The 18,272-nt window shown below is 56.6% G+C and carries 18 protein-coding genes; 16 read left to right on the forward strand and 2 right to left on the reverse strand.

The features are described from left to right. Positions 1-76: 76 nt before the first annotated feature. The gene (locus OCV66_RS07420; RefSeq protein WP_107631760.1) at positions 77-988 is read right to left on the reverse strand and encodes a LysR family transcriptional regulator; all 912 of its coding nucleotides are present in this window, start codon (positions 986-988) and stop codon (positions 77-79) included. Positions 989-1,388: 400 nt separating this feature from the next. Here OCV66_RS07420 and OCV66_RS07425 point away from each other — a divergent pair, with 400 nt between their 5' ends. The 16 genes from OCV66_RS07425 to rbsK all read left to right on the forward strand — a co-directional run bounded on the left by OCV66_RS07425 (position 1,389) and on the right by rbsK (position 16,271). Continuing rightward, positions 1,389-2,222: a sugar phosphate isomerase/epimerase family protein gene (locus tag OCV66_RS07425; RefSeq protein ID WP_054326441.1), complete on the forward strand. Its 834-nt coding sequence runs from the start codon at positions 1,389-1,391 to the stop codon at positions 2,220-2,222. Positions 2,223-2,239: 17 nt separating this feature from the next. Further along, positions 2,240-3,274, forward strand: coding sequence for a zinc-dependent alcohol dehydrogenase (locus OCV66_RS07430; RefSeq protein WP_054326442.1), 1,035 nt, complete (start codon positions 2,240-2,242; stop codon positions 3,272-3,274). Positions 3,275-3,288: 14 nt separating this feature from the next. Then, positions 3,289-3,732, forward strand: a complete 444-nt coding sequence (locus tag OCV66_RS07435; protein ID WP_054326443.1) for a cupin domain-containing protein — start codon at positions 3,289-3,291, stop codon at positions 3,730-3,732. Positions 3,733-3,748: 16 nt separating this feature from the next. Next, positions 3,749-4,315 carry an SIS domain-containing protein gene (locus OCV66_RS07440; protein ID WP_054326444.1) on the forward strand — a complete coding sequence of 189 codons (567 nt, stop codon included), beginning with the start codon at positions 3,749-3,751 and terminating at the stop codon, positions 4,313-4,315. Positions 4,316-4,319: 4 nt separating this feature from the next. Further along, entirely contained in the window at positions 4,320-5,258 is a 939-nt protein-coding gene (locus tag OCV66_RS07445; RefSeq protein ID WP_147574047.1) for an ROK family protein, read from the forward strand. A 24-nt stretch (positions 5,259-5,282) separates the two neighbouring features. Beyond that, positions 5,283-6,383 carry a Gfo/Idh/MocA family protein gene (locus tag OCV66_RS07450; RefSeq protein WP_147574048.1) on the forward strand — a complete coding sequence of 367 codons (1,101 nt, stop codon included), beginning with the start codon at positions 5,283-5,285 and terminating at the stop codon, positions 6,381-6,383. A 36-nt stretch (positions 6,384-6,419) separates the two neighbouring features. Then, positions 6,420-7,385 (forward strand): sugar phosphate isomerase/epimerase family protein, encoded by a 966-nt coding sequence (locus OCV66_RS07455; RefSeq protein WP_054326446.1) that lies wholly within the window; start codon positions 6,420-6,422, stop codon positions 7,383-7,385. Positions 7,386-7,412: 27 nt separating this feature from the next. Beyond that, a complete protein-coding gene (locus tag OCV66_RS07460) occupies positions 7,413-7,907 on the forward strand; it encodes a TRAP transporter small permease (RefSeq protein WP_107631763.1) in 495 nt (164 codons plus the stop codon). 15 nt (positions 7,908-7,922) lie between these two features. After that, positions 7,923-9,239 (forward strand): TRAP transporter large permease, encoded by a 1,317-nt coding sequence (locus OCV66_RS07465; RefSeq protein WP_054326448.1) that lies wholly within the window; start codon positions 7,923-7,925, stop codon positions 9,237-9,239. 86 nt (positions 9,240-9,325) lie between these two features. After that, entirely contained in the window at positions 9,326-10,360 is a 1,035-nt protein-coding gene (locus tag OCV66_RS07470; protein ID WP_054326449.1) for a TRAP transporter substrate-binding protein, read from the forward strand. 190 nt (positions 10,361-10,550) lie between these two features. Continuing rightward, the gene (locus OCV66_RS07475) at positions 10,551-11,318 is read left to right on the forward strand and encodes a sugar phosphate isomerase/epimerase family protein (protein WP_054326450.1); all 768 of its coding nucleotides are present in this window, start codon (positions 10,551-10,553) and stop codon (positions 11,316-11,318) included. Between the two features lie 107 nt (positions 11,319-11,425). Further along, the gene (locus OCV66_RS07480; protein WP_262564123.1) at positions 11,426-12,343 is read left to right on the forward strand and encodes a dihydrodipicolinate synthase family protein; all 918 of its coding nucleotides are present in this window, start codon (positions 11,426-11,428) and stop codon (positions 12,341-12,343) included. Further along, entirely contained in the window at positions 12,336-13,283 is a 948-nt protein-coding gene (locus tag OCV66_RS07485; protein WP_147574049.1) for a Gfo/Idh/MocA family protein, read from the forward strand. The genes OCV66_RS07480 and OCV66_RS07485 overlap by 8 nt, the downstream gene beginning before the upstream one ends. 14 nt (positions 13,284-13,297) lie before the next feature. Further along, on the forward strand, positions 13,298-14,179 hold the full coding sequence (locus OCV66_RS07490) for a sugar phosphate isomerase/epimerase family protein (RefSeq protein WP_262564125.1): 882 nt from the start codon (positions 13,298-13,300) through the stop codon (positions 14,177-14,179). A gap of 43 nt (positions 14,180-14,222) precedes the next feature. Continuing rightward, a complete protein-coding gene (locus OCV66_RS07495) occupies positions 14,223-15,230 on the forward strand; it encodes a Gfo/Idh/MocA family protein (RefSeq protein ID WP_242977940.1) in 1,008 nt (335 codons plus the stop codon). A 24-nt stretch (positions 15,231-15,254) separates the two neighbouring features. Then, a complete protein-coding gene (gene rbsK, locus OCV66_RS07500; protein WP_147574050.1) occupies positions 15,255-16,271 on the forward strand; it encodes a ribokinase in 1,017 nt (338 codons plus the stop codon). Between the two features lie 65 nt (positions 16,272-16,336). Here rbsK and OCV66_RS07505 read toward each other — a convergent pair whose 3' ends face one another. After that, positions 16,337-18,256 carry a sensor histidine kinase gene (locus OCV66_RS07505; RefSeq protein WP_262564128.1) on the reverse strand — a complete coding sequence of 640 codons (1,920 nt, stop codon included), beginning with the start codon at positions 18,254-18,256 and terminating at the stop codon, positions 16,337-16,339. Positions 18,257-18,272: the final 16 nt, after the last annotated feature.

The following is an 18,272-nucleotide window of genomic DNA, read 5'->3' on the forward strand; positions in this document are numbered from 1 at the left end:
GCATACAGAAAAATATCAGCACATCCCCCTAAAAAGCGCCGTCCCATCGGTTATGACCGATGGGACGGCGCTTTTTTCACAGCAGGGCTCCGGTAAACGGAGCTTCCTGTTTGTCTGGTCCGGCCGACGCCATCAGATATTTCAGGAAGCGTTGGGCCGCGCCCACCGGTGGGCGGCTGGCCAGTTGGGTGACGTAAATCCGGCGCACCATTCCCTTATTAGGGAGGGGTAAGGGCGCGATTTGCACGTTGTAATTCTTTAGAAGGGACACGTGGGGACAAATGCCATAACCGAAGCCGTGGGCGACCAGACTGGCGATGCTTGCCTCATCGGGGGCGATATGGCCATAAACCGGCTCGATTCCATAGGGCTTGAGCATATCGTAAATTTCATAATACGCAGCGGTCTGTTTCTGAAAGCCGATCACACTGCAGGCAAACAGGTCTTCCCAGCTTTGCGGCACATAGGCGTCAGGCGGACAGAGCAGCACAAAGGGCTCCGCAATCAACTCGGTCTGACACAGACCGTCCTCGTCGGAAGCCGAGCAAATGAGAAAATCGCAATACCCATCCCGCAGCTTTGCAATCAGAGGAACTGTGTTGTCCGTGATGAATTCGACTTTCATTTTTCTGTTTTCCGGCCTGGACAGGAACGCGCGGACCATCCGCGGCAGGTGTTCCCATAAAACCGGTGAAATGCAGCCGATGCGGATCAGGATATCCCGATTGGCGGAGAGCGACTGCATATGTAGCTGCGCGGCCTGTAAATCCGCTAAAATGGCTTCCGCATGCGCCAGAAGCTGCTCTCCTTCGGCGGAAAGCTCTAAATTGTGTCCGTTTCGATGAAACAGGGAGAGATTCAGCTCTTTTTCCAGGTTGGAGATGGAGACGCTCAAACTGGGCTGGGAAATGTGAAGCGCTTTTGCGGCTTTTCCCATATTGCCCATTGCGGCAATTTTCTGAAAATACAGCAGTTGGTTCAGCGTCATAGAGCATCCTCCCTATCATAAAAGTAAAACTTACGCAGGGCTTTTTGTTAGTTTTTTCTTATTATACATGCACTGTGCTGTAATGTCAATGGATGAGACACTGATAAAATGTTGAAAATCAACAAAGCGAACGATGGGGAATTGCGCGCTTTCCTCTGTTATAAGCGCAAACTATTAAAAAATAATTTGTTAGTATTTTACTTGTCCGCTATCACCATGCTACACTATTGGTGAAGATAAACAAAAGCTTTTGTTAAAAATCACGAATGTACTGTGAAAAAATCCAATCCATTCTTCGCATGTATTTGGATTCAAACGATCAACAATTTTTAATAGTTTTTTTCTATCGAAGCACAGACCCATACAGACGATACTGATGAGATCCCAAAGGAGCCTATTTATGAAGTTTAGCATGTGTACGGCGGTCTATGGCATGCATGACCTGCATGATACCATCAACAGAGCCGCAAAGATTGGGTTTGATGCAGTGGAGCTGACCGCAGCGCTGCATCTGCCCGTAGAGAGCACACCGGAACGCCGCCGCGAGGTTAAGGGCTGGATCCGTGACGCGGGCCTTGCATGCAGCGCCCTCCACTACATTTTTGATGGAAGCGTCAAGCTGGCCACAGCGGACCGGACGCTCAACGCCAAATGCGCGGATTATCTGTGCAAGGTGGTTGATGTCGCCGCTGATATGGAGGCCGCGACCGTCATCATCGGCAGCGGCGGCGCTACCCGCCATCTGGACGATGATACCGACCGCGAGGAAGCCGTCAAATGTATGGCGGAGGTGATCCGCCAGGCGGGCGAATACGCCGCAAGCAAGGAGGTTTACCTTGCGGTCGAGGCGATCAACCGCTACGAGACCAACTTCCTGAACACGATGCAGCAGGCGACCGAATTTGTGCAGCAGGTCGATCATCCTCATGTGCGCACCATGGCGGACACCTATCATCTGAACATTGAGGAAGCCGACCCTGTCGAGTCTGTGCGGAAATACGGATATGCGCTGCAGAATTTGCACTTGGCAGACTCCAACCGCCACGCGCCCGGCACCGGACACTTTGATTTCAAGGCTGTCGCGGGCGCTCTGCAGGAAGCGGGCTTTGACAAGTACTGCTCGTTCGAGGTGTTCGGCCTGTACCCATGGAAGCTATGGTTCGACACCGTGGAAGAAGCGGACCGACAGATGCAGATTGGCATCGAAACGGCTCGGGCTGCGTTTAATCGATGAAGAAAGGTACGATAGCAATGCGAACAATCAGATTACTGGCTCCCAGCCGGTTGGAAATGCGGGAAACCGATGAACGCCCGGCAATCACGGACAGCACCGTTCGGGTAGACATAAAGGCCTGCGGCATCTGTGGAAGCGACTTGGCACTGTATAACGGCAGGCGGGACCTCTCCGGTGAGCACTATTTTGGACATGAGTTTTCCGGCGTTATCACGGAGGTGGGCAACGGCGCCAACGGCCTGAAAAAAGGGATGCGCGTCGCCAGCGAGCTGGTCAAGGGCTGCGGCCGGTGCTGGTTCTGCCGCAACGGCATGCAGAACTACTGTAAGAGCCTGAATGACGCCCTTCTGCCCGGCGGCTTCACGGAGCAAACGCTGGTGACCAACACGGATGCGTACAGCTTCCTCAGCCCCATCCCTGACGAACTGGACGATATCACCGCTTCCATTCTGGAGCCGGCCAACTGTGCTTACCATGTGGCAATGAAAGCAAATATCCAGCCCGGCGACAGCGTGTTGGTGATCGGTCTGGGCGCCATCGGCCTGGTGGCCGCCATGATCCTCAAGACCATGGGCGCGGGTACGGTGATCGGCGCGGACCGCAGCAAGTTGCGCCTGGAGCAGGTGCGCAAGACCGGCCTGCTGGATGTGATAGACACATCCGAACCCGCCTGGATGGAGCAGGTTAAAGAGATGACCGCGAAGGATGGCGTCGATATCGTCATCGAAGCGACTGGAGCGCCTCCTGTTCTGAAAGACGCCATGGCAGCTGCCCGCACCGGTGGTAAGATTGTTGTTCCCAGTGTGTATTTCGGCGGCATTGATGGATTTGAGCCGCTGCCTATTATGCGAAAAGAATTGACCATTATCGGCTCCAAGGGTCCCGCGCCGCAGCTGAAAACGGATGGAACCTCGGCTGTGGTGGAAAAGGTGGTCCAGATGAAAGACGATCTGCGGAAGCTCATTTCGGTTTACGAGTATAAGGATGCCCTTCAGGCCTTTGCCGACGCCAGAAGCGGCGCGGCCATCAAAGCAGTGATTCAGTTTTCATAAAGGAGATATCGGAGATGACAAAGAAAGAATATGTTCAGAAGTATGGCGGCAAGTTCAGCATCAGCGGCGGCGAAACCTGGACCATGCCCAACGGCCATGTGGTTCACTTCGCGCTGAACCCCAAGATGGGATGCAAAAACACCAATATCGCGGTCGGTTTCCATGAGCCCGGCAAAGAGTTCGCACCGCATAAGCATCCTATTTCGGAAGAAATTTTGATTATTCATTCCGGCGAGGGCGAGTGCTATCTCTATGACAAGTGGATCCCCTGCAAGGCCGGCGATATTGTGTTCGCGCCTCCCGGCGTACTGCACGGCACCCGCAACCCCGCAGGAAACACAGAGCCTTTCGTAACGCTCGGTATCGCGACGCCGCCGCAGCTCGACCTGTACATGCGGGCGGGCTATGACGTTCTGGATGACGACAAGAGCGCATATGACGGCGAACATGCCGAATAAGCGGGGGTATAGCAACATGTTTTTTGATAATTACAGCGATGAGCTCCAGCGCACGCTGGGAGCGATCGACCGGTCTGACATTGAAAAGCTGGAGGCCTGTCTGGAGGAGGCGCGCGAGAACGGCAGACGTGTGTTCGTGCTGGGCAACGGCGGCAGCGCGGCCGCGGCCTCTCACTGGGTCTGTGACTTTGGCAAGGGCATCAACATTGGGGACTCCAAGCGGCTGAAGATCTTTGCCCCCTCTGACCACTCCTCTATTTTCACCGCCTATGGCAACGACAACGCCTATGACCAGACCATGGTAGAGCAGTTGAAAAATTTTCTGGAAGAAGGCGACCTGGTGATTTCTCTGTCCGTCTCCGGCAGCTCCGGCAATCTGGTGGAGGCGCAAAAGTATGCAAAGGCGGCCGGCGCTAAAACGATTTGCATTGTAGGCGATTACAACGGCAGTCTGATCGGGCTGTCCGACCTTTCCATTGTGCTCCCCTCAAAGAACTACGGCGTGGTGGAGGACATCCACCTGATTTTGGAACACGCCATCTCGCAGGATATGAAGCGTGCCATCCAGAACGCACAGGGATAAGCCTATGTACATTGGGGCTTTTGATATCGGCGGTACCAAAACCATTGTCGCCCTTGCGGACGACGCCGGAAAAATTTATGAAAAACAGCAGTTTCCCACCGAAACCGGAGACTGCCTGCGGCATCTGGATGTATGCTGCGAAATCCTCTGCCGGTTTGCAGAAAAACGCGGCCTGCGTATGGAACAGATTGCCGGCATCGGGGTCAACCTTCCCGGCATTGTGGAGCGCGGGGAAGGGGTTCTGCTTCGGGCGGTTTACGCGGGCTGGAGCCAGATACCCGTGAGGGCGTATCTTTCCAAAAAGCTCCGGATTGCCAGGGTTGTGTGCGAAAATGACGTAAACGCCTGCGCCGTGGGAGAGGTGCGCTTCGGGCTGGGGAAGCGGTTTTCCAGCTTCGGGTGGATGACCGTTTCCACTGGCGTAGGCGGTGCGGTCGTCAGCGATGGACGGCTGATTCGCGGCGCACATGGCTATGCCGGTGAGTTCGGCCATCTCAAGGTGGAATACCAAAAGCCCTGCGGCTGCCCCTGCGGAGAGCAGGGCTGTCTGGAAGCGCATGGTTCCGGAACGGCCCTGAACCGGCTGATCGAGGAGCGGACGCGGCAGGACGCGGCTTTCCGGGCGGCTTTCGACCGGCTGGGAGAGAGCCCTTCGGGCGCTTCCTGTGCGAAGCTGGCGAAAAACGGTAATGAGACCGCCGCAGCGATTTTCCAGCAGGTCGGCGAGTATCTCGGCAAGGGCATTTCCTATTACACGAATATTCTTGATCCGGAAGCGGTCATTATCGGCGGCGGGGTATCGGCTTCGCTGGACCTGCTCATGCCGGGCATTCGCCAGTCTATGGAACGGTATACCTTTGCACAGATGAAAGACGTGCCGATCCTGCCGACCGCCCTTGGCTATGAAGCCGCTCTGATGGGCGCGGTTGCAATCGCAGTATAAGTACGATAAACAGGGAGGAAGCATATGAAACGCTTAAAAGCAGCGGTAGTCGGCATGGGCTTTATCGGGTTTGCCCATGTGGAAGCGCTCAGGCGAATCCCCCATGTGGACGTTGTGGCCATTGCGGATTCGTTTGGCGCAAAGGAAAAGGCCGAACGGCTGGGCGTTCCCGCGGGCTACGCGGATTATGTGGAAATGATGGATGCCTGCAAGCCTGACTGTATTCACATCTGCACGCCCAACAGCACCCACATGGCGATTGCCATGGCAGCCATAGAGCGGGGTATTCATGTCGTCTGCGAGAAGCCCATGGCGCGAAACGCGGAAGAGGCGCAGAAAATGGTCGATGCGGTCCGCAAGAGCGGCGTGATCGGCGCATTGAACTTCCACAACCGCTATTACCCCATCCCCTACCGGATGCGGCGCATGGCGCTGGACGGAGAGCTCGGTGAAATTTATCATATCCAGGGCGGCTATCTGCAGGACTGGCTGCAGTACAAGACGGATTTCAGCTGGAAGCTGCTGTCCGACCAGTGCGGCAAGACACGGGCCACCGCAGACCTAGGCTCCCACTGGATTGATCTGGCCGAATACGTCACCGGCCAGCAGGTGACCGAGGTTTTCGCGGAATTTAAAACCGTTTATCCACAGCGCACGCAAATGACGGAGCAGGGCCCAAAAGATGTGGACATTGATACGGAGGATTTCTCCTGCGTCCTGCTCCGGTTCGACGGCGGGGCTGTCGGCACCGCCACGTTTTCTGCAGTATTCTCTGGCAAGAAGAATCAGACCGTGCTACAGGTGGCCGGCACCAGGCAGTCGCTGGAATGGGATAACGAGCGGGTCAACGATCTGCTGATCGGCCATCGGGACGGTCCCAACGGGCTGTTGACCAAGGACCCCTCCCTGGTAGACCGTGCGACGGCCGCTGTCATCGGATATCCGGGCGGCCACGCGGAGGGCTTCCCCGATGCTTTCAAGCAGAATTTCACAGCGATTTATGGGGCTATTCGCGGCGAAGCACCGGAAAACCCCTTTGCGACCTTTGAGGACGGTCTTCATATGATGAAGATCTGCGACGCATTGTATGAGAGCGCCCACAGCGGCAAGTGGGTTGCTGTCTGATAAGCATTTGATGAACAAGGGAAGGAGGAATATGGATTGAAAATAGGCGTTGTGGCAAATGTACTGCAGGACAGGCCGCTGGAAGATGCGTTAAAAATATTTCGGGAAATGGGGATTGAGCAGATAGAACCCGGCTGTGGCGGATTCGCCGGCAAGGCGCATGTCGCGCCGGAACGCCTGCTTGCCTCTCCCGAGGCGCTGGAGGAATTTCAGCAGACCCTCCAAGCCTCCGGTCTGACGATCAGCGCGCTTTCCTGTCACGGCAATCCGGTGCATCCCGATCCGGCGAAGGCGGAAGAGTATCATGAGGATATGTGCAACACCGTCCGCCTGGCAGAAAAGCTGGGGGTCGATACCATCACCTGCTTTTCCGGCTGCCCCGGGGACTGCGAAGCGTCCCGATATCCCAACTGGGTGACCTGTGCGTGGCCGGACGATAATCTGGATATTCTCAAATATCAGTGGGACAAGGTCCTGATCCCGTATTGGAAAAGCTTCGCTCAGAGTGCAAAGGACTGCGGCGTAAGCAAAATCGCGCTGGAGCTGCATCCCGGCTTCAGTGTCTACAACGTGGATACGCTGAAACGTCTGCGGGAAGCGGTCGGGCCGGAGATCGGCGTCAACTTCGACCCCAGCCACCTGCTCTGGCAGGGGATGGAGCCGGTGGCCGTGATTCGGGCCTTTGCGGGAATGATCTACCATGTACACGCGAAGGATGTGTGTATCGACCGGTACAACACCGCGCGCAACGGCGTTCTGGACACAAAGCATTATAGCGACGAGACGCACCGCTCCTGGATCTTCCGAACGATAGGCTACGGGAATGACGCGAAGTACTGGAAAGATATTTTTTCCGAGCTGCGGAAGACCGGATATGACGGAACGATCAGCATTGAGCATGAGGACAGCCTGATCAACCGGCTGGAAGGTTTGCAGCACGCGGTGGACATGGTGAAAAGCTGCGCGATCTTTGCGGAAACATCCGGAATGTGGTGGGCATAACAAAACAGTGCCTATAGGAGAGAAAGTATGAAAAAGTTATTTAACAGCATCGATACGATTATCCGATGGCTTGAGAACATCGTCTGCGGTGCAACGCTGACCGCTATCGTCTGCATTGCAACGGCCACTGTTATTGCGCGTTATATTTTCCAAACCGGCTTCCTGTGGGCGGATGAGGTCAATCAGGCCCTGCTGGTGGCCATGGGCATGTTCGGCAGCGCCCGAGCGGTTCGCACCAACGGACATACCGAATTCACAATGCTGGTCAACAAACCAAAAAGCAAGGCGGTGCGCATTGCGCTGCGGTCGGTCTTCCTGGCGATTACCATTGTTTTCCTGGTGCTCTTGCTCATCTGGACCGCACAGTATACCGCCGCCGGTACCATGCTGAGTACCACGCTGCGCATTCCCAGAATGTACTATTATGTATCGATCCCGATAGGCTTTGCTCTGATGATCTACGAGTATCTGCGCACGATCAAGAGCCGCACCGTCGATGACCCCGCGACTGAACAAGAATAAAGGAGGCGAACCCCTGTGAGTGTAGGCTTAATTATCGCCCTGCTGGTCATCCTGACTTTTGTCTTTATTCTGGCAGGCATTCCGGTGTATGTTTCCCTGCTGTTTACCGGCACGCTCAGCCTGGTTGCGCTTGGCGTGACGACCAATACCCCCATCGCAACCCTTGCCGTTTCAAACTCCATATTTAATGGCATTGGCAGTCTGCCTCTGCTGGCAATCCCGTTCTTTATGCTTGCTGGCGAGATCATGAACCGAGGCGGCATCACGGAAAAGCTCATCCGCTTTGCCATGCTGCTGATCGGCCGGCTGCCCGGCAGCCTTGCCCACGCAGGCATCGTATCCAGCATGTTTTTCGGCGGCATTACCGGCTCCGCGCAGGCATGCTCGTCCTGCATGGGAGGTATCCTGATCCCTGCCATGGTCAAGGAGGGGTACTCGGCCCAGGAGGCCGCGGGCGTAATTGCCAGTGCCTCCACCTGCGGACCGATCATCCCGCCGAGCATTATCATGGTGGTCTACGCGACCGCGGTCGGCGTCTCGGTCGGCTCGATGTTTATGGGCGGCGTCGTGCCAGGCATCCTGTGCGGCCTGATCCTGATGCTTGTGGTGCTGCTGCGCGACCGTGTGGTCCATTTCCCGAAGCGCACGGAACACCTGTCCGCGGGCGAGATCAAGCGGACTATCATTGACGGACTGTTGCCGCTGGGTATGCCGCTGATCGTTGTTGGAGGCATTATGGGCGGTATCATGACCCCTACCGAGGCCGGCGCGATTTCGGTTGTATACGCGCTTCTGGTTAGCCTGTTCATCACCAAAACGCTCAAGATTCGTGAGATTGGACCGATCCTGTTGCAGGGTGTCAACAGCGCGGCCCCGCTGCTGCTGATCATCGCCTGCGCCAAGGTTTTCAGCTACGGCCTTACCGCGCTGCAGATGCCTGTGATTGTGAACGACCTGATCCTCTCAATTATCGATAACAAGTACATGTTCCTGCTTCTGGTCAACATCCTGCTGCTCATCATGGGCATGTTTATGGATGGCGGCGCTTCGGTTATCATCCTGGCTCCCATCCTGGCGCCGGTAGCGGCGTCCATGGGCATCAGCCTGATTCACTTCGGCATTATCATGGCCTTTAACCTGACCATCGGCAACATCACGCCGCCCTTGGGTTATTGCCTGTTCATCACCTCCAAGATTGCCGGTATTCCGGTTGAAAAAGCAATTAAGGGTACCATTCCCTATATGATAGCCGAAGTGCTCTGCCTGCTTCTGATTACATATATCCCGTTTCTGGTTCTTGGGCTCCCCTCCTTCCTCGGCATGGCGATTTAATCCTGCTCTCTGGCGGACGTAAACGCCGGGAAATATCTGTATGCTTACCAAACCAACCATACTATTGATTGAAAAGGAGATTTACCATGAAAAAGAAGTTCACTCTGGCCCTGGCCTGCGTTCTGGCAATGACGACAATGCTCACCGCCTGCGGCGGCTCCGGCCAAACCCCTGCCTCCGATGGTTCCAGCAGTGCAATTACGGTAAAATATTCCGTCACCTTTCCCGCTACCGGCACGCAGGCGGATGGTGCCAATGTGTTGGCTGAGCTGATCGAGGAGTGCTCGGAGGGCCGGCTGAAAATGGAGTTCTATCCCTCCTCCCAGTTGGGCGACAAGGCCGCGACTTTTGAGGGGCTGAAGGCAGGCACCATAGAGATGACCGAATGCGCCGCCACCGATCTGTCCGCTTTCAACGATATGTGGTCGGTGTTCTCCCTGCCGTATCTGTGGGAGGACGGAAGCCAGGCCGTGAACACCGTTATGGATGACGAGGTAAAAGCGGTGCTGGAGGCCAATGCGGAGGAAAACGGCTTCAAGATCATCGCATGGACGGACATCGGCAGCCGCAGCGTGCTGAACCAGAAACATGCCGTGAACACGGTTGACGACCTCAAAGGCCTGAAGCTGCGCTGCATGGAGGATGCTGTTCTGGCGGATACCGTAAACGCGATGGGCGCGATTGGCACCCCCATGGCTTCCAGCGAGATCTACACCGCCCTGCAGCAGGGTACCATCGACGGTCTGGATCACACACCCTCCGTCATCGCCGCCAATAGCTGGTATGAGCTGTGCAAGTACTTCACGCTGACCGAGCACTTTACCATTCCGGATCCGGTTTTCGTCAGCAAGGTATGGTTCGACAACCTTTCGGCAGAAAATCAGGAAGCGCTCCTCGAAGCCGGCGAGAAGTTTGCCGATCAGTGGAATAACGAGATCTGGCCGGCAGCCACCGAGGAAGGCCTGAAGGTCATGGAGGAAAATGGCGTTGAGATCCTGGAAGCAGACAAGGAAGCGTTCCAGGCAAAGACGCAGCCTGTTGTCGATGCGTTTTTATCCAAGGCGAGCGATGGCCAGAAAGCACTGTACGAGCTGCTCGTTGCGACCCGCGAAAAATACTAATTCGTGCCGCTGGATGGAATGTGGTAGCGGTTAACTGAATAGCGGCCCTCGTTTCGGCTCTGTACTCATCTTAAAAGCTGAGAAAAGAGAAGGAATGAGGGCCGTTTGAATAAAAATGATCTTTATGCCTGGGAAATGGCCGGAACGTCCGGCTTGGAGTTTCCAGGATGCGGAAAGGATAGGTGCTGCTATGAAAATAGGTGGGTTTGGCAAAATAAAAGACTATCTGCCGATTGCAGAGGCGGGATATGATTTCGCAGAATTGGATGTCCCCGAGATCGCGGATCTAAGCGGGGAAGCACTGGATGAATTGCAAAAGAGCATAAAAACCGGCGTGCCGATACAGATTGGTTCCCGCCTGCTGCCGGTGGCAGAGCCGCTGTTTTTCGAGGAGGGATTTAAACCCGAATCGCTGGAGCCATATCTGGAAGAGGCTTGTGGAAAAACGGCGAGGCTTGGTATCCGTACCCTTATCCTGGGGAACGGCAAGGCGCGCTGGATACGGACGGCGTCAGAACGCCCGAAAGAAGAGGCGTTCATAGAAGCGCTGCGCCTGATGGCGCGTAAAGCGGAGGAAAATCATCAGGAACTGATTCTGGAGCCGCTGGGACCGAAATATTCAAACTATATCAATACAGTTGTACAAGCGGTGCAGCTGATAGAAAAAGTAAAAATAAACAACCTTTTTACCATGGCGGATCTTCGGCATATGGTAGCGGCCGGAGAGCCGTTTCAGGATTTGCAAACCTATTTGCCGTATATTCATCATATCCACATGGATTATCCGCTTTCCTATCCGGAAAGAAACTATCCTTCTGTGAGGGACGGTTATGATTACCGTGTGTTTCTTGACAGCCTGGAGCGGGCGGGCTATGACGGCACGCTGACCATTGAAGCCGATATCCCCGAAAACTGGCATAAGGCATGCCGGCAGGTCATGGAGGTGCTGGAAAAATAGCAGGACTTGACAAAAGGCGGCCAGCGCACTGGGAAAGGCCTGGAAGCAGGCGGCGGGACGTAGCGGAGCTATGGGCTGAAGCGGTGCAGATAACGGAAAAGGAGAGTATGATGTACGAAAAAAGATTATCCGGCGTGGTTATTCCGACTATTACGCCGATGCACGAAGATGGATCAATGGATGAGCGCTCACTGGCGGGCTTTACGGAATATCTGGTGCAGGCGGGGGTGGACTGCCTGTATCCGAACGGCACCAACGGGGAGAGCCTTCTGCTCAGCGGGGAGGAGCGCGAAACGGCAGCGGAAATTATGGTGGAAACCGTGGCAAAGCGCATTCCGGTATTCATCCAGTGCGGTAGCATGACGACTGCGGAGACTATCTCTCATGTGCGGCACGCGGTCAGAATCGGCGCGGATGGCGTGGGCGTGATGTCGCCGGCATTCTTTCCTATGGACGAGGCATCCCTGCTTGGCTATTACAGCGCGGTGGTCGAGAGCGTACCGCCGGATTATCCGGTTTATATCTATAACATTCCCGGCTGCACAACGAGCGACGTCAAACCCGAACTGCTGGGCAGGCTGATGGAAAAATACGAAAATGTTGCGGGCATCAAATACAGTTGCCCTGACCTGATGCGCATTGAGGATTATCTGCTGTGCAGCGAGCGCATCCCAGACCTGCTGATCGGCTGCGACAGCCTGTTCCTCCCGTGCCTGATGACAGGCGGTGTTGGCACGGTGACCGGCCCGGGGGCGATCTTCCACGAACGGTTCAATCGCCTGTACCGCCAGTACCGTGAGGGCGATATGGAAGGCGCGCGCAGGACGCAGCAGCAGATTGTCAGGACCGACCGCGAACTGGCGGCAGTCCCGGGCATTCCGGCGCTTAAAGCGCTGCTCAAGCTGCGCGGCATCATTGAAAATGACACCTGCCGCGGGCCGCTGCGCAAACTGACGGACGGAGAATACGCGTTGCTCGAGCGCGTGCTGGAAGAGTACTATAAGGAGGAGGGTATCAATGGCTGAGAAAAAGCTGCGAGTTGGTGTAATCGGCGTCGGCTATGTTTCAAAGAACAACTTTCTTCCCGTACTGCCGCGGTTTGACGATGTGGAGTTTGTCGGGCTGATGGCAGGCAAGCTGGAAAACGCGCAGCAGGCGCAACGTCTCTGCGGTGCGCAGCAGGCGGTCGCTACTCTGGAAGCGTTCGTGTCGCTCGGCCTGGACTGCGCCTTCGTGTTGACGCCCAAACAGTGCCATGCGGAGCAGATCTCTTTCCTGCTCGAGCAGGGCATCGATGTATACAGTGAAAAACCCATGGCAACCACATTAAAGGATGCGGCACGCATTGCAGAGGCGGCGGCTAAAACGGGCAATAAACTAATGATCGGCTTTAACCGCCGTTACGCGCCGGTCTGCCAAAAAGCCAAGGCGGTTTATGGGGAAGGGTCTCCGGAGGTGATCATCGCACAGAAAAACCGTCCGGCGACCGAGTACCGCGCCACATTGGAAAACGCGATCCACATGGTCGATCTGATGCGCTACTACGGCGGTGAGGTCAAGGACGTCAATGCGCTGACCAAGTTCACGGATCCGTATTATGAGACGTTTACGACCGCTCAACTGGAATTCGAGAACGGCGCTTCGGGTATGCTGATCGCGGCCCGCTGCTCGGGCCAGTGGGAGGAAACCATTGAACTGCATGGGAATAACCGCTCGGCGTTTATTAAAATGCCGGACAGTGTGACAGTGACGGATGCGGAGGAACAGCATAAGACTGCAATGACCCCGCTCGCTATGGGCTGGGCCAAGTCCGAGGATAAACTGGGCTTTACGAATGCAATCCGTCATTTCCTCGATTGTGTGCGCGACGGCAAAACCCCGCTTACCGATGCGGCGGACGCCTACAAGACCCACGAATTGCTCGACCGCATCCTGCGTGCCGCCGGGCTGCCGGCGATGGATTAAAGGAGGGAGCCGCTATGTTCAAAATTGCCGGACATACCATGGGTACACCGGAATACACTGTTTGCGAGGCGATCGAACTGCTGCATCGCATCGGCGCAGACGGTGTCGAGATTGTTGTACAGAATGATTACCGCTCTGGGCTACCATGTGACTGCAATGAAAATACTTTGGCCGAGGTCAGGCGGTGTGCAGAGCAGAACAACATCCAGATCATCTGCCTGACGCCATATAACTCCTATTTCAATTCGCTGGACGAACCGGTCCGCCAGCGCGAAATCGCCGCTATCAAAAAGGTGATGGGTTATTGCGATCAGTTGGGTACAAAGTACATCCGCATTTACGGCGGTAATCTGGCCGCTGGGGATACGGAGAAATTAGCGGAGCGCCGCGCCAGACTGATCGAATCCATGCGCGAGCTGGGCGATGCAGCAGCAGAAAAAGGCGTGACGCTGGTGATTGAGAACCATTTTAATACAATGGCGGTTTCGGCGAAAGAAAGCGCGTCGCTTATCAGGGAAATTGACCATCCGGCAGTCCGCATCCTGTACGATCAGGCAAACCTGACCTTTACCGGAAACGAAGGATATGAAGAAGCGCTTCCCCTACAGCAGCAGTATGTGGCATACATGCATGTGAAGGATCTGGTATTCAAAGAAGGTGTGGCGTTTTCCTCTTCCAATGTAGCGCGACCGGACGAATCCGAACGCAATGTGTATACGCGCATCGTGGGCGAGGGGGTTATACCGTGGCCGGAGATCCTGCGCGCGGTCAAAGCGCGCGGTTATGACGGCTGGCTGTCCCTCGAATATGAGCGCCGGTGGCATCCGGATGATATTCCGGACGCATCCATCGGTATGAAGCGGTCGCTGGAATACCTGCGCGGCATCGAGCTGTGAAAATTTATTCCAAAATGCCCAACAGCATTGGAGGGAATGTGCTATGATTAATCAAACCATGAAGATCGCCCTCTTGGGCGTGAGCCACTGGCATGTACCGCTCTATCTGCCCGGCTTGCCGGAGAACTCGGTCGTGGGTGTGAGCGATGGTGACGCGGGCATTGCCGCCCGCATTGCCGCGCCCTACGGTTGTCCAGCCTACACCGATCACCGGCAGATGCTACATGAAGTGAAGCCGGACTTCGTCTTTGCCTTTGCCCCGCACTACCGGATGCATGCGGTCGCCTCCGAGCTGATCGAGGCGGGAATCCCGTTTACAATGGAGAAGCCCGCAGGGCTTGACCGCCGCGAGGTGGAGACACTGTACAATGCCGCCGAGCGCAAAAATGCGTTCTGCGCGATTCCATTCGTCTGGCGGTACAGCGACACGGTAAACGACTTGAAAAACCGGTATCTTTCCGGTAAAATTGTGCATATGTCCTACAAATTCGTGGCGGGACCACCGTCGCGCTACCTTGCGACCTCGCGCTGGATGCTGTCACAGGAGACTGCGGGAGGCGGCTGTATGACCAATCTCGGCGTGCATTTCATCGACATGGCGCTCTACCTGACTGGCAGCCAAGGCGCGGAGATGTTGTCCTCGGTCTACCAATACACCTCGGAATATGCTATCGAGACCTATGCCTCCTCCATGCTGCGGCTGGATACGGGCGCGTCCCTGCTGATCGAGAGCGGCTATGCCTATCCCATGTCGGACGGTGCCAAGCGTGAAAACCGCTGGACGATCGTGACTGAAAATGGTTACTACATCCTTGCGGACAACGATTTGGAGCTGCGTACCTTCGGTGCGGTGCCGGCGCATATCGCGTTGAACACGGACAGCGATCCCTATTACGCGATCTTCGCCCGTACTACGCTTGCGGACTATGCAAATAGCGCACGTCCGCGGGCCTCGCTGAAAGAGATGCTCGCGGCACGGACGATTCTGGACGAAATGAATGCCAAGGCGGCATACAGCGGCGCAAAGGAAACGCTGGGCGGACGATTCTGAAAAGCGGGAGACAAGGAGAAAGACATGGGAAAAATTCCTCATATTCTGGTGGTAGGCAGCATCATGATGGATCTGGTGGCGTCTACGAAACGTGCGCCGCGTGAGGGGGAAACCATCATCGGCATGAAATTCACCACCGCCCCGGGCGGCAAGGGCAGCAATCAGGCGGTCCAGTGCGCCCGATTGGGGGCGGAGGTCGCTATGGTCGGCAAGGTCGGTCGGGACGGCTTCGGCAAAACGCTGCTCGAAACGGCATCTGCTGCGGGTGTGGATGTTTCCAGGGTGCTGACCGATCCGGCCGAGGCGACGGGGGTTGCGCACATTACGCTTGAAGTGAGCGAAAACGACGCAAAAAACCGGATCACTGTCTGCCCCGGGGCGAACTTTACCTTGACTGTGGAGGAGATCGCCTGGCTGAAAGCCCGCGTTGCGGACTATGACCTTGTGATGCTGCAGCTTGAACTGCCCATGGAGGTGGTAGAGTCCGTGGCCGCATGGGCCTATGAGGCCGGCGTACCCGTTATGCTCAACCCAGCGCCCGCTGCGGCGCTGTCGGATACGCTGCTTGGCCATGTGACCTATCTATCCCCCAATGAGCATGAGGCGACGCTGATGTCCGGACAGCAGATCGCTGTTGGCAATGGCATCAATCGGGAGGATATGCACAGGGCCGCACGCTATTTTATGCAGCGCGGGGTGAAAAACCTGATCGTTACGCTGGGCGCGAACGGCTCGGTCTGCGTCAACCAAAACGGCACGGTTTATACCCCGTCCGTCCATATGGATAAGATCATCGACACGACCGCGGCGGGGGATTCGTTTGTCGCCGCGTTCTGCACGGGGCTCACTGCGGGGCTGGATGAGCGGCAGGCGCTGGCGTTTGCCAGCCATACGGCGGCGATCACGGTATCCCGCATGGGCGCGATGCCAAGCCTGCCGACAATCACAGAGGTGAAAGCGCTGATCGTGGAAAAGGGCTGCCGTGGGATCGATACGAATATACTGGACATGCTGGAACGGTCAGGAACCTCGACGAAATAGGGGAGGAAAGTGGAAAGGCCGGCAGTTTTTCACGCATCCGCGCGAAAAGCTGCCGGCCTTATCCGTTAGCCTTGCTGCATTTTATGCGCCGCCGTTTTTTCAGGGCAGCGCAAGGGAAGACCAAAGGTGAGCTGGAATTGGCCGCGGCCGGTCTCAATCCGGCAGAAACCGCCAGCCTGCTTGAGAATGCGGTCGATAATCTTCAGGCCATAGCCGTGGGAAGAGAGCGGACCGCTCTTTTTCGATCCCGCGGCGGGTTCGGACAGCGGCGCGCTGTTGCAGCAGCAGAAAACGAGGAAATTATCCTTGGTGCGGATATCGAGCCGGATGAAGCGCTCGCCGACCGGCGAGCTGCACGCGGCATGCACGGCGTTCTCCATCACGTTCATCACCAGCGAAGCAAGGTCGGGGTCGGACAGAGGGAGCGAGGCGGGCGCCGCCGCGTGAACGACTTCCACCCGAACCTTGTCGCGCAAGGCCGCCGCCAGCGTTCCGTTGAGGATGATATCCAGCATTTGATTGCCGCAGCGGACGACCGGTGTAATCGATCTGCTCTGGGAAATGAGGCCGTCCACATATTCCTGCGCCTGCGTATAATCCTGCTTTCGCAACAAGGCGCGCAGCACGGTCAGATGGTGGCGCATGTCGTGGCGCAGCTCCATGGTCTGCTCGGTCTGTGCGCGCAGGGTGTCGTAGCTGGCGCGGGCGAACTGCTCCTTGGCGAGCAGGATGGAGGTCTCCGACCGGCGGCGCACCAGGCCTTTGACAGTCTGGACGGCCAGAGCGATCAGGGCTGCAACAAAACACAGCGGCATCAGGACGAGCAGCAGGGAAAGCGCGGTGGCCTGCGCGCCGTCGGCCCGCTGTAGTTCTGGAAAAAAACGCGGGCCGAGCAGCAGGAACAGGGCGGCGATTGCGCCGCCGGTCAGTACGAGCAGGCAAAACTGCCGGTGGAAAGCCGAGCCGCGCCGCCAGGCCAGCAGCGCCAGAAGAAAGGCCAGCAAAAGGGCGAATACCGTCGCTTTGGCGCAAAGCAGCGCATGCACCGTCCCCTGATATTCGCAGACCGTATTATAGCAGACGACGCCGAACTGCAGCAGCGCGACGGTCAGCATCGTCCAGCGCAGCCAGCCGGAAAGCGGGCAGACGAGCAGGCCGAGCAGCAGGGAGGCCGACACATACAGACAAAGCGCGGTCAGGTCGATCGGCAGGACGCCGAAATAGTAGAAAAAGAACGGCGCCTGCACGATCTCGCGGAGCATCAGGGCAAAGGAAAGCTGTGCAAGCAGCGGCAGGCTGGCGTCCAGTCGGCCGGAGGAGGCGTTCCAAATGAAGATAATCAGCATGAAAACCCCTGCTGAGAAGAGCAGGGCCGCGGGGATTATATGGCGGGCGGTCTGGGCGATCAGCCCGCTTTCATAGGCGTAGCCGCAATAGAGTGTGATATCTGCGGGGAACACATCGGCGTCCGAGCCGGGGGCGTCGCTGCCCACGGCATAGGTGGACTGCGCGATGGTGAGCGTTTTTTCCGCATAGCCCGCGGGAAGGGACACAACCAGCGGTTCAAAGCGGTCCGCCTCCAGCATGGGGAGCGTAAGATAGCCGATGCGGTTGTCCAGTTCCGGACAGTCGGTGTAGATCAGCTCGTCGTCCAGGAACACGCTGAAGGTGCGGTTTGCTGCGCCGATGCGCAGGGTCGGGCTGTCGAGTTCCTCGGTCAGCCGGCGGGAAAAATAGAACGTCTGCCCCGGATAGTCCAGCCCATAATAGGCGCCGTAGCCAGTGGGCGTCAGCTCCTTCACCGCCCCCTCCGTACAGGTGTACACTGTCCAGCCCTTGTTGCCCTGCCACGGCTGGCCGTCCTCCCCGATGATCGAAAGATTATAGGAGGCGTCCTCCATGGGGGAGACATAGGTGAGCAGCACGGGGGAAAAGGCGGTCAGGATAATCAGCGTTGTCAATACGGCGAATACGATTCTTTTCAAGACGGGATACCTCCGG

The sequence above is a fragment of the Agathobaculum ammoniilyticum genome, from assembly GCF_025567315.1.
Lineage (GTDB): Bacteria > Bacillota > Clostridia > Oscillospirales > Butyricicoccaceae > Agathobaculum > Agathobaculum ammoniilyticum.

Coding starts and splice junctions, on each gene's coding strand:
- OCV66_RS07420 (WP_107631760.1), bottom strand. CDS start 988: ATGACGCTGAACCAACTGCTGTATTTTCAGAAAATTGCCGCAATGGGC.
- OCV66_RS07425 (WP_054326441.1), top strand. CDS start 1,389: ATGAAGTTTAGCATGTGTACGGCGGTCTATGGCATGCATGACCTGCAT.
- OCV66_RS07430 (WP_054326442.1), top strand. CDS start 2,240: ATGCGAACAATCAGATTACTGGCTCCCAGCCGGTTGGAAATGCGGGAA.
- OCV66_RS07435 (WP_054326443.1), top strand. CDS start 3,289: ATGACAAAGAAAGAATATGTTCAGAAGTATGGCGGCAAGTTCAGCATC.
- OCV66_RS07440 (WP_054326444.1), top strand. CDS start 3,749: ATGTTTTTTGATAATTACAGCGATGAGCTCCAGCGCACGCTGGGAGCG.
- OCV66_RS07445 (WP_147574047.1), top strand. CDS start 4,320: ATGTACATTGGGGCTTTTGATATCGGCGGTACCAAAACCATTGTCGCC.
- OCV66_RS07450 (WP_147574048.1), top strand. CDS start 5,283: ATGAAACGCTTAAAAGCAGCGGTAGTCGGCATGGGCTTTATCGGGTTT.
- OCV66_RS07460 (WP_107631763.1), top strand. CDS start 7,413: ATGAAAAAGTTATTTAACAGCATCGATACGATTATCCGATGGCTTGAG.
- OCV66_RS07470 (WP_054326449.1), top strand. CDS start 9,326: ATGAAAAAGAAGTTCACTCTGGCCCTGGCCTGCGTTCTGGCAATGACG.
- OCV66_RS07475 (WP_054326450.1), top strand. CDS start 10,551: ATGAAAATAGGTGGGTTTGGCAAAATAAAAGACTATCTGCCGATTGCA.
- OCV66_RS07480 (WP_262564123.1), top strand. CDS start 11,426: ATGATGTACGAAAAAAGATTATCCGGCGTGGTTATTCCGACTATTACG.
- OCV66_RS07485 (WP_147574049.1), top strand. CDS start 12,336: ATGGCTGAGAAAAAGCTGCGAGTTGGTGTAATCGGCGTCGGCTATGTT.
- OCV66_RS07490 (WP_262564125.1), top strand. CDS start 13,298: ATGTTCAAAATTGCCGGACATACCATGGGTACACCGGAATACACTGTT.
- OCV66_RS07495 (WP_242977940.1), top strand. CDS start 14,223: ATGATTAATCAAACCATGAAGATCGCCCTCTTGGGCGTGAGCCACTGG.
- rbsK (WP_147574050.1), top strand. CDS start 15,255: ATGGGAAAAATTCCTCATATTCTGGTGGTAGGCAGCATCATGATGGAT.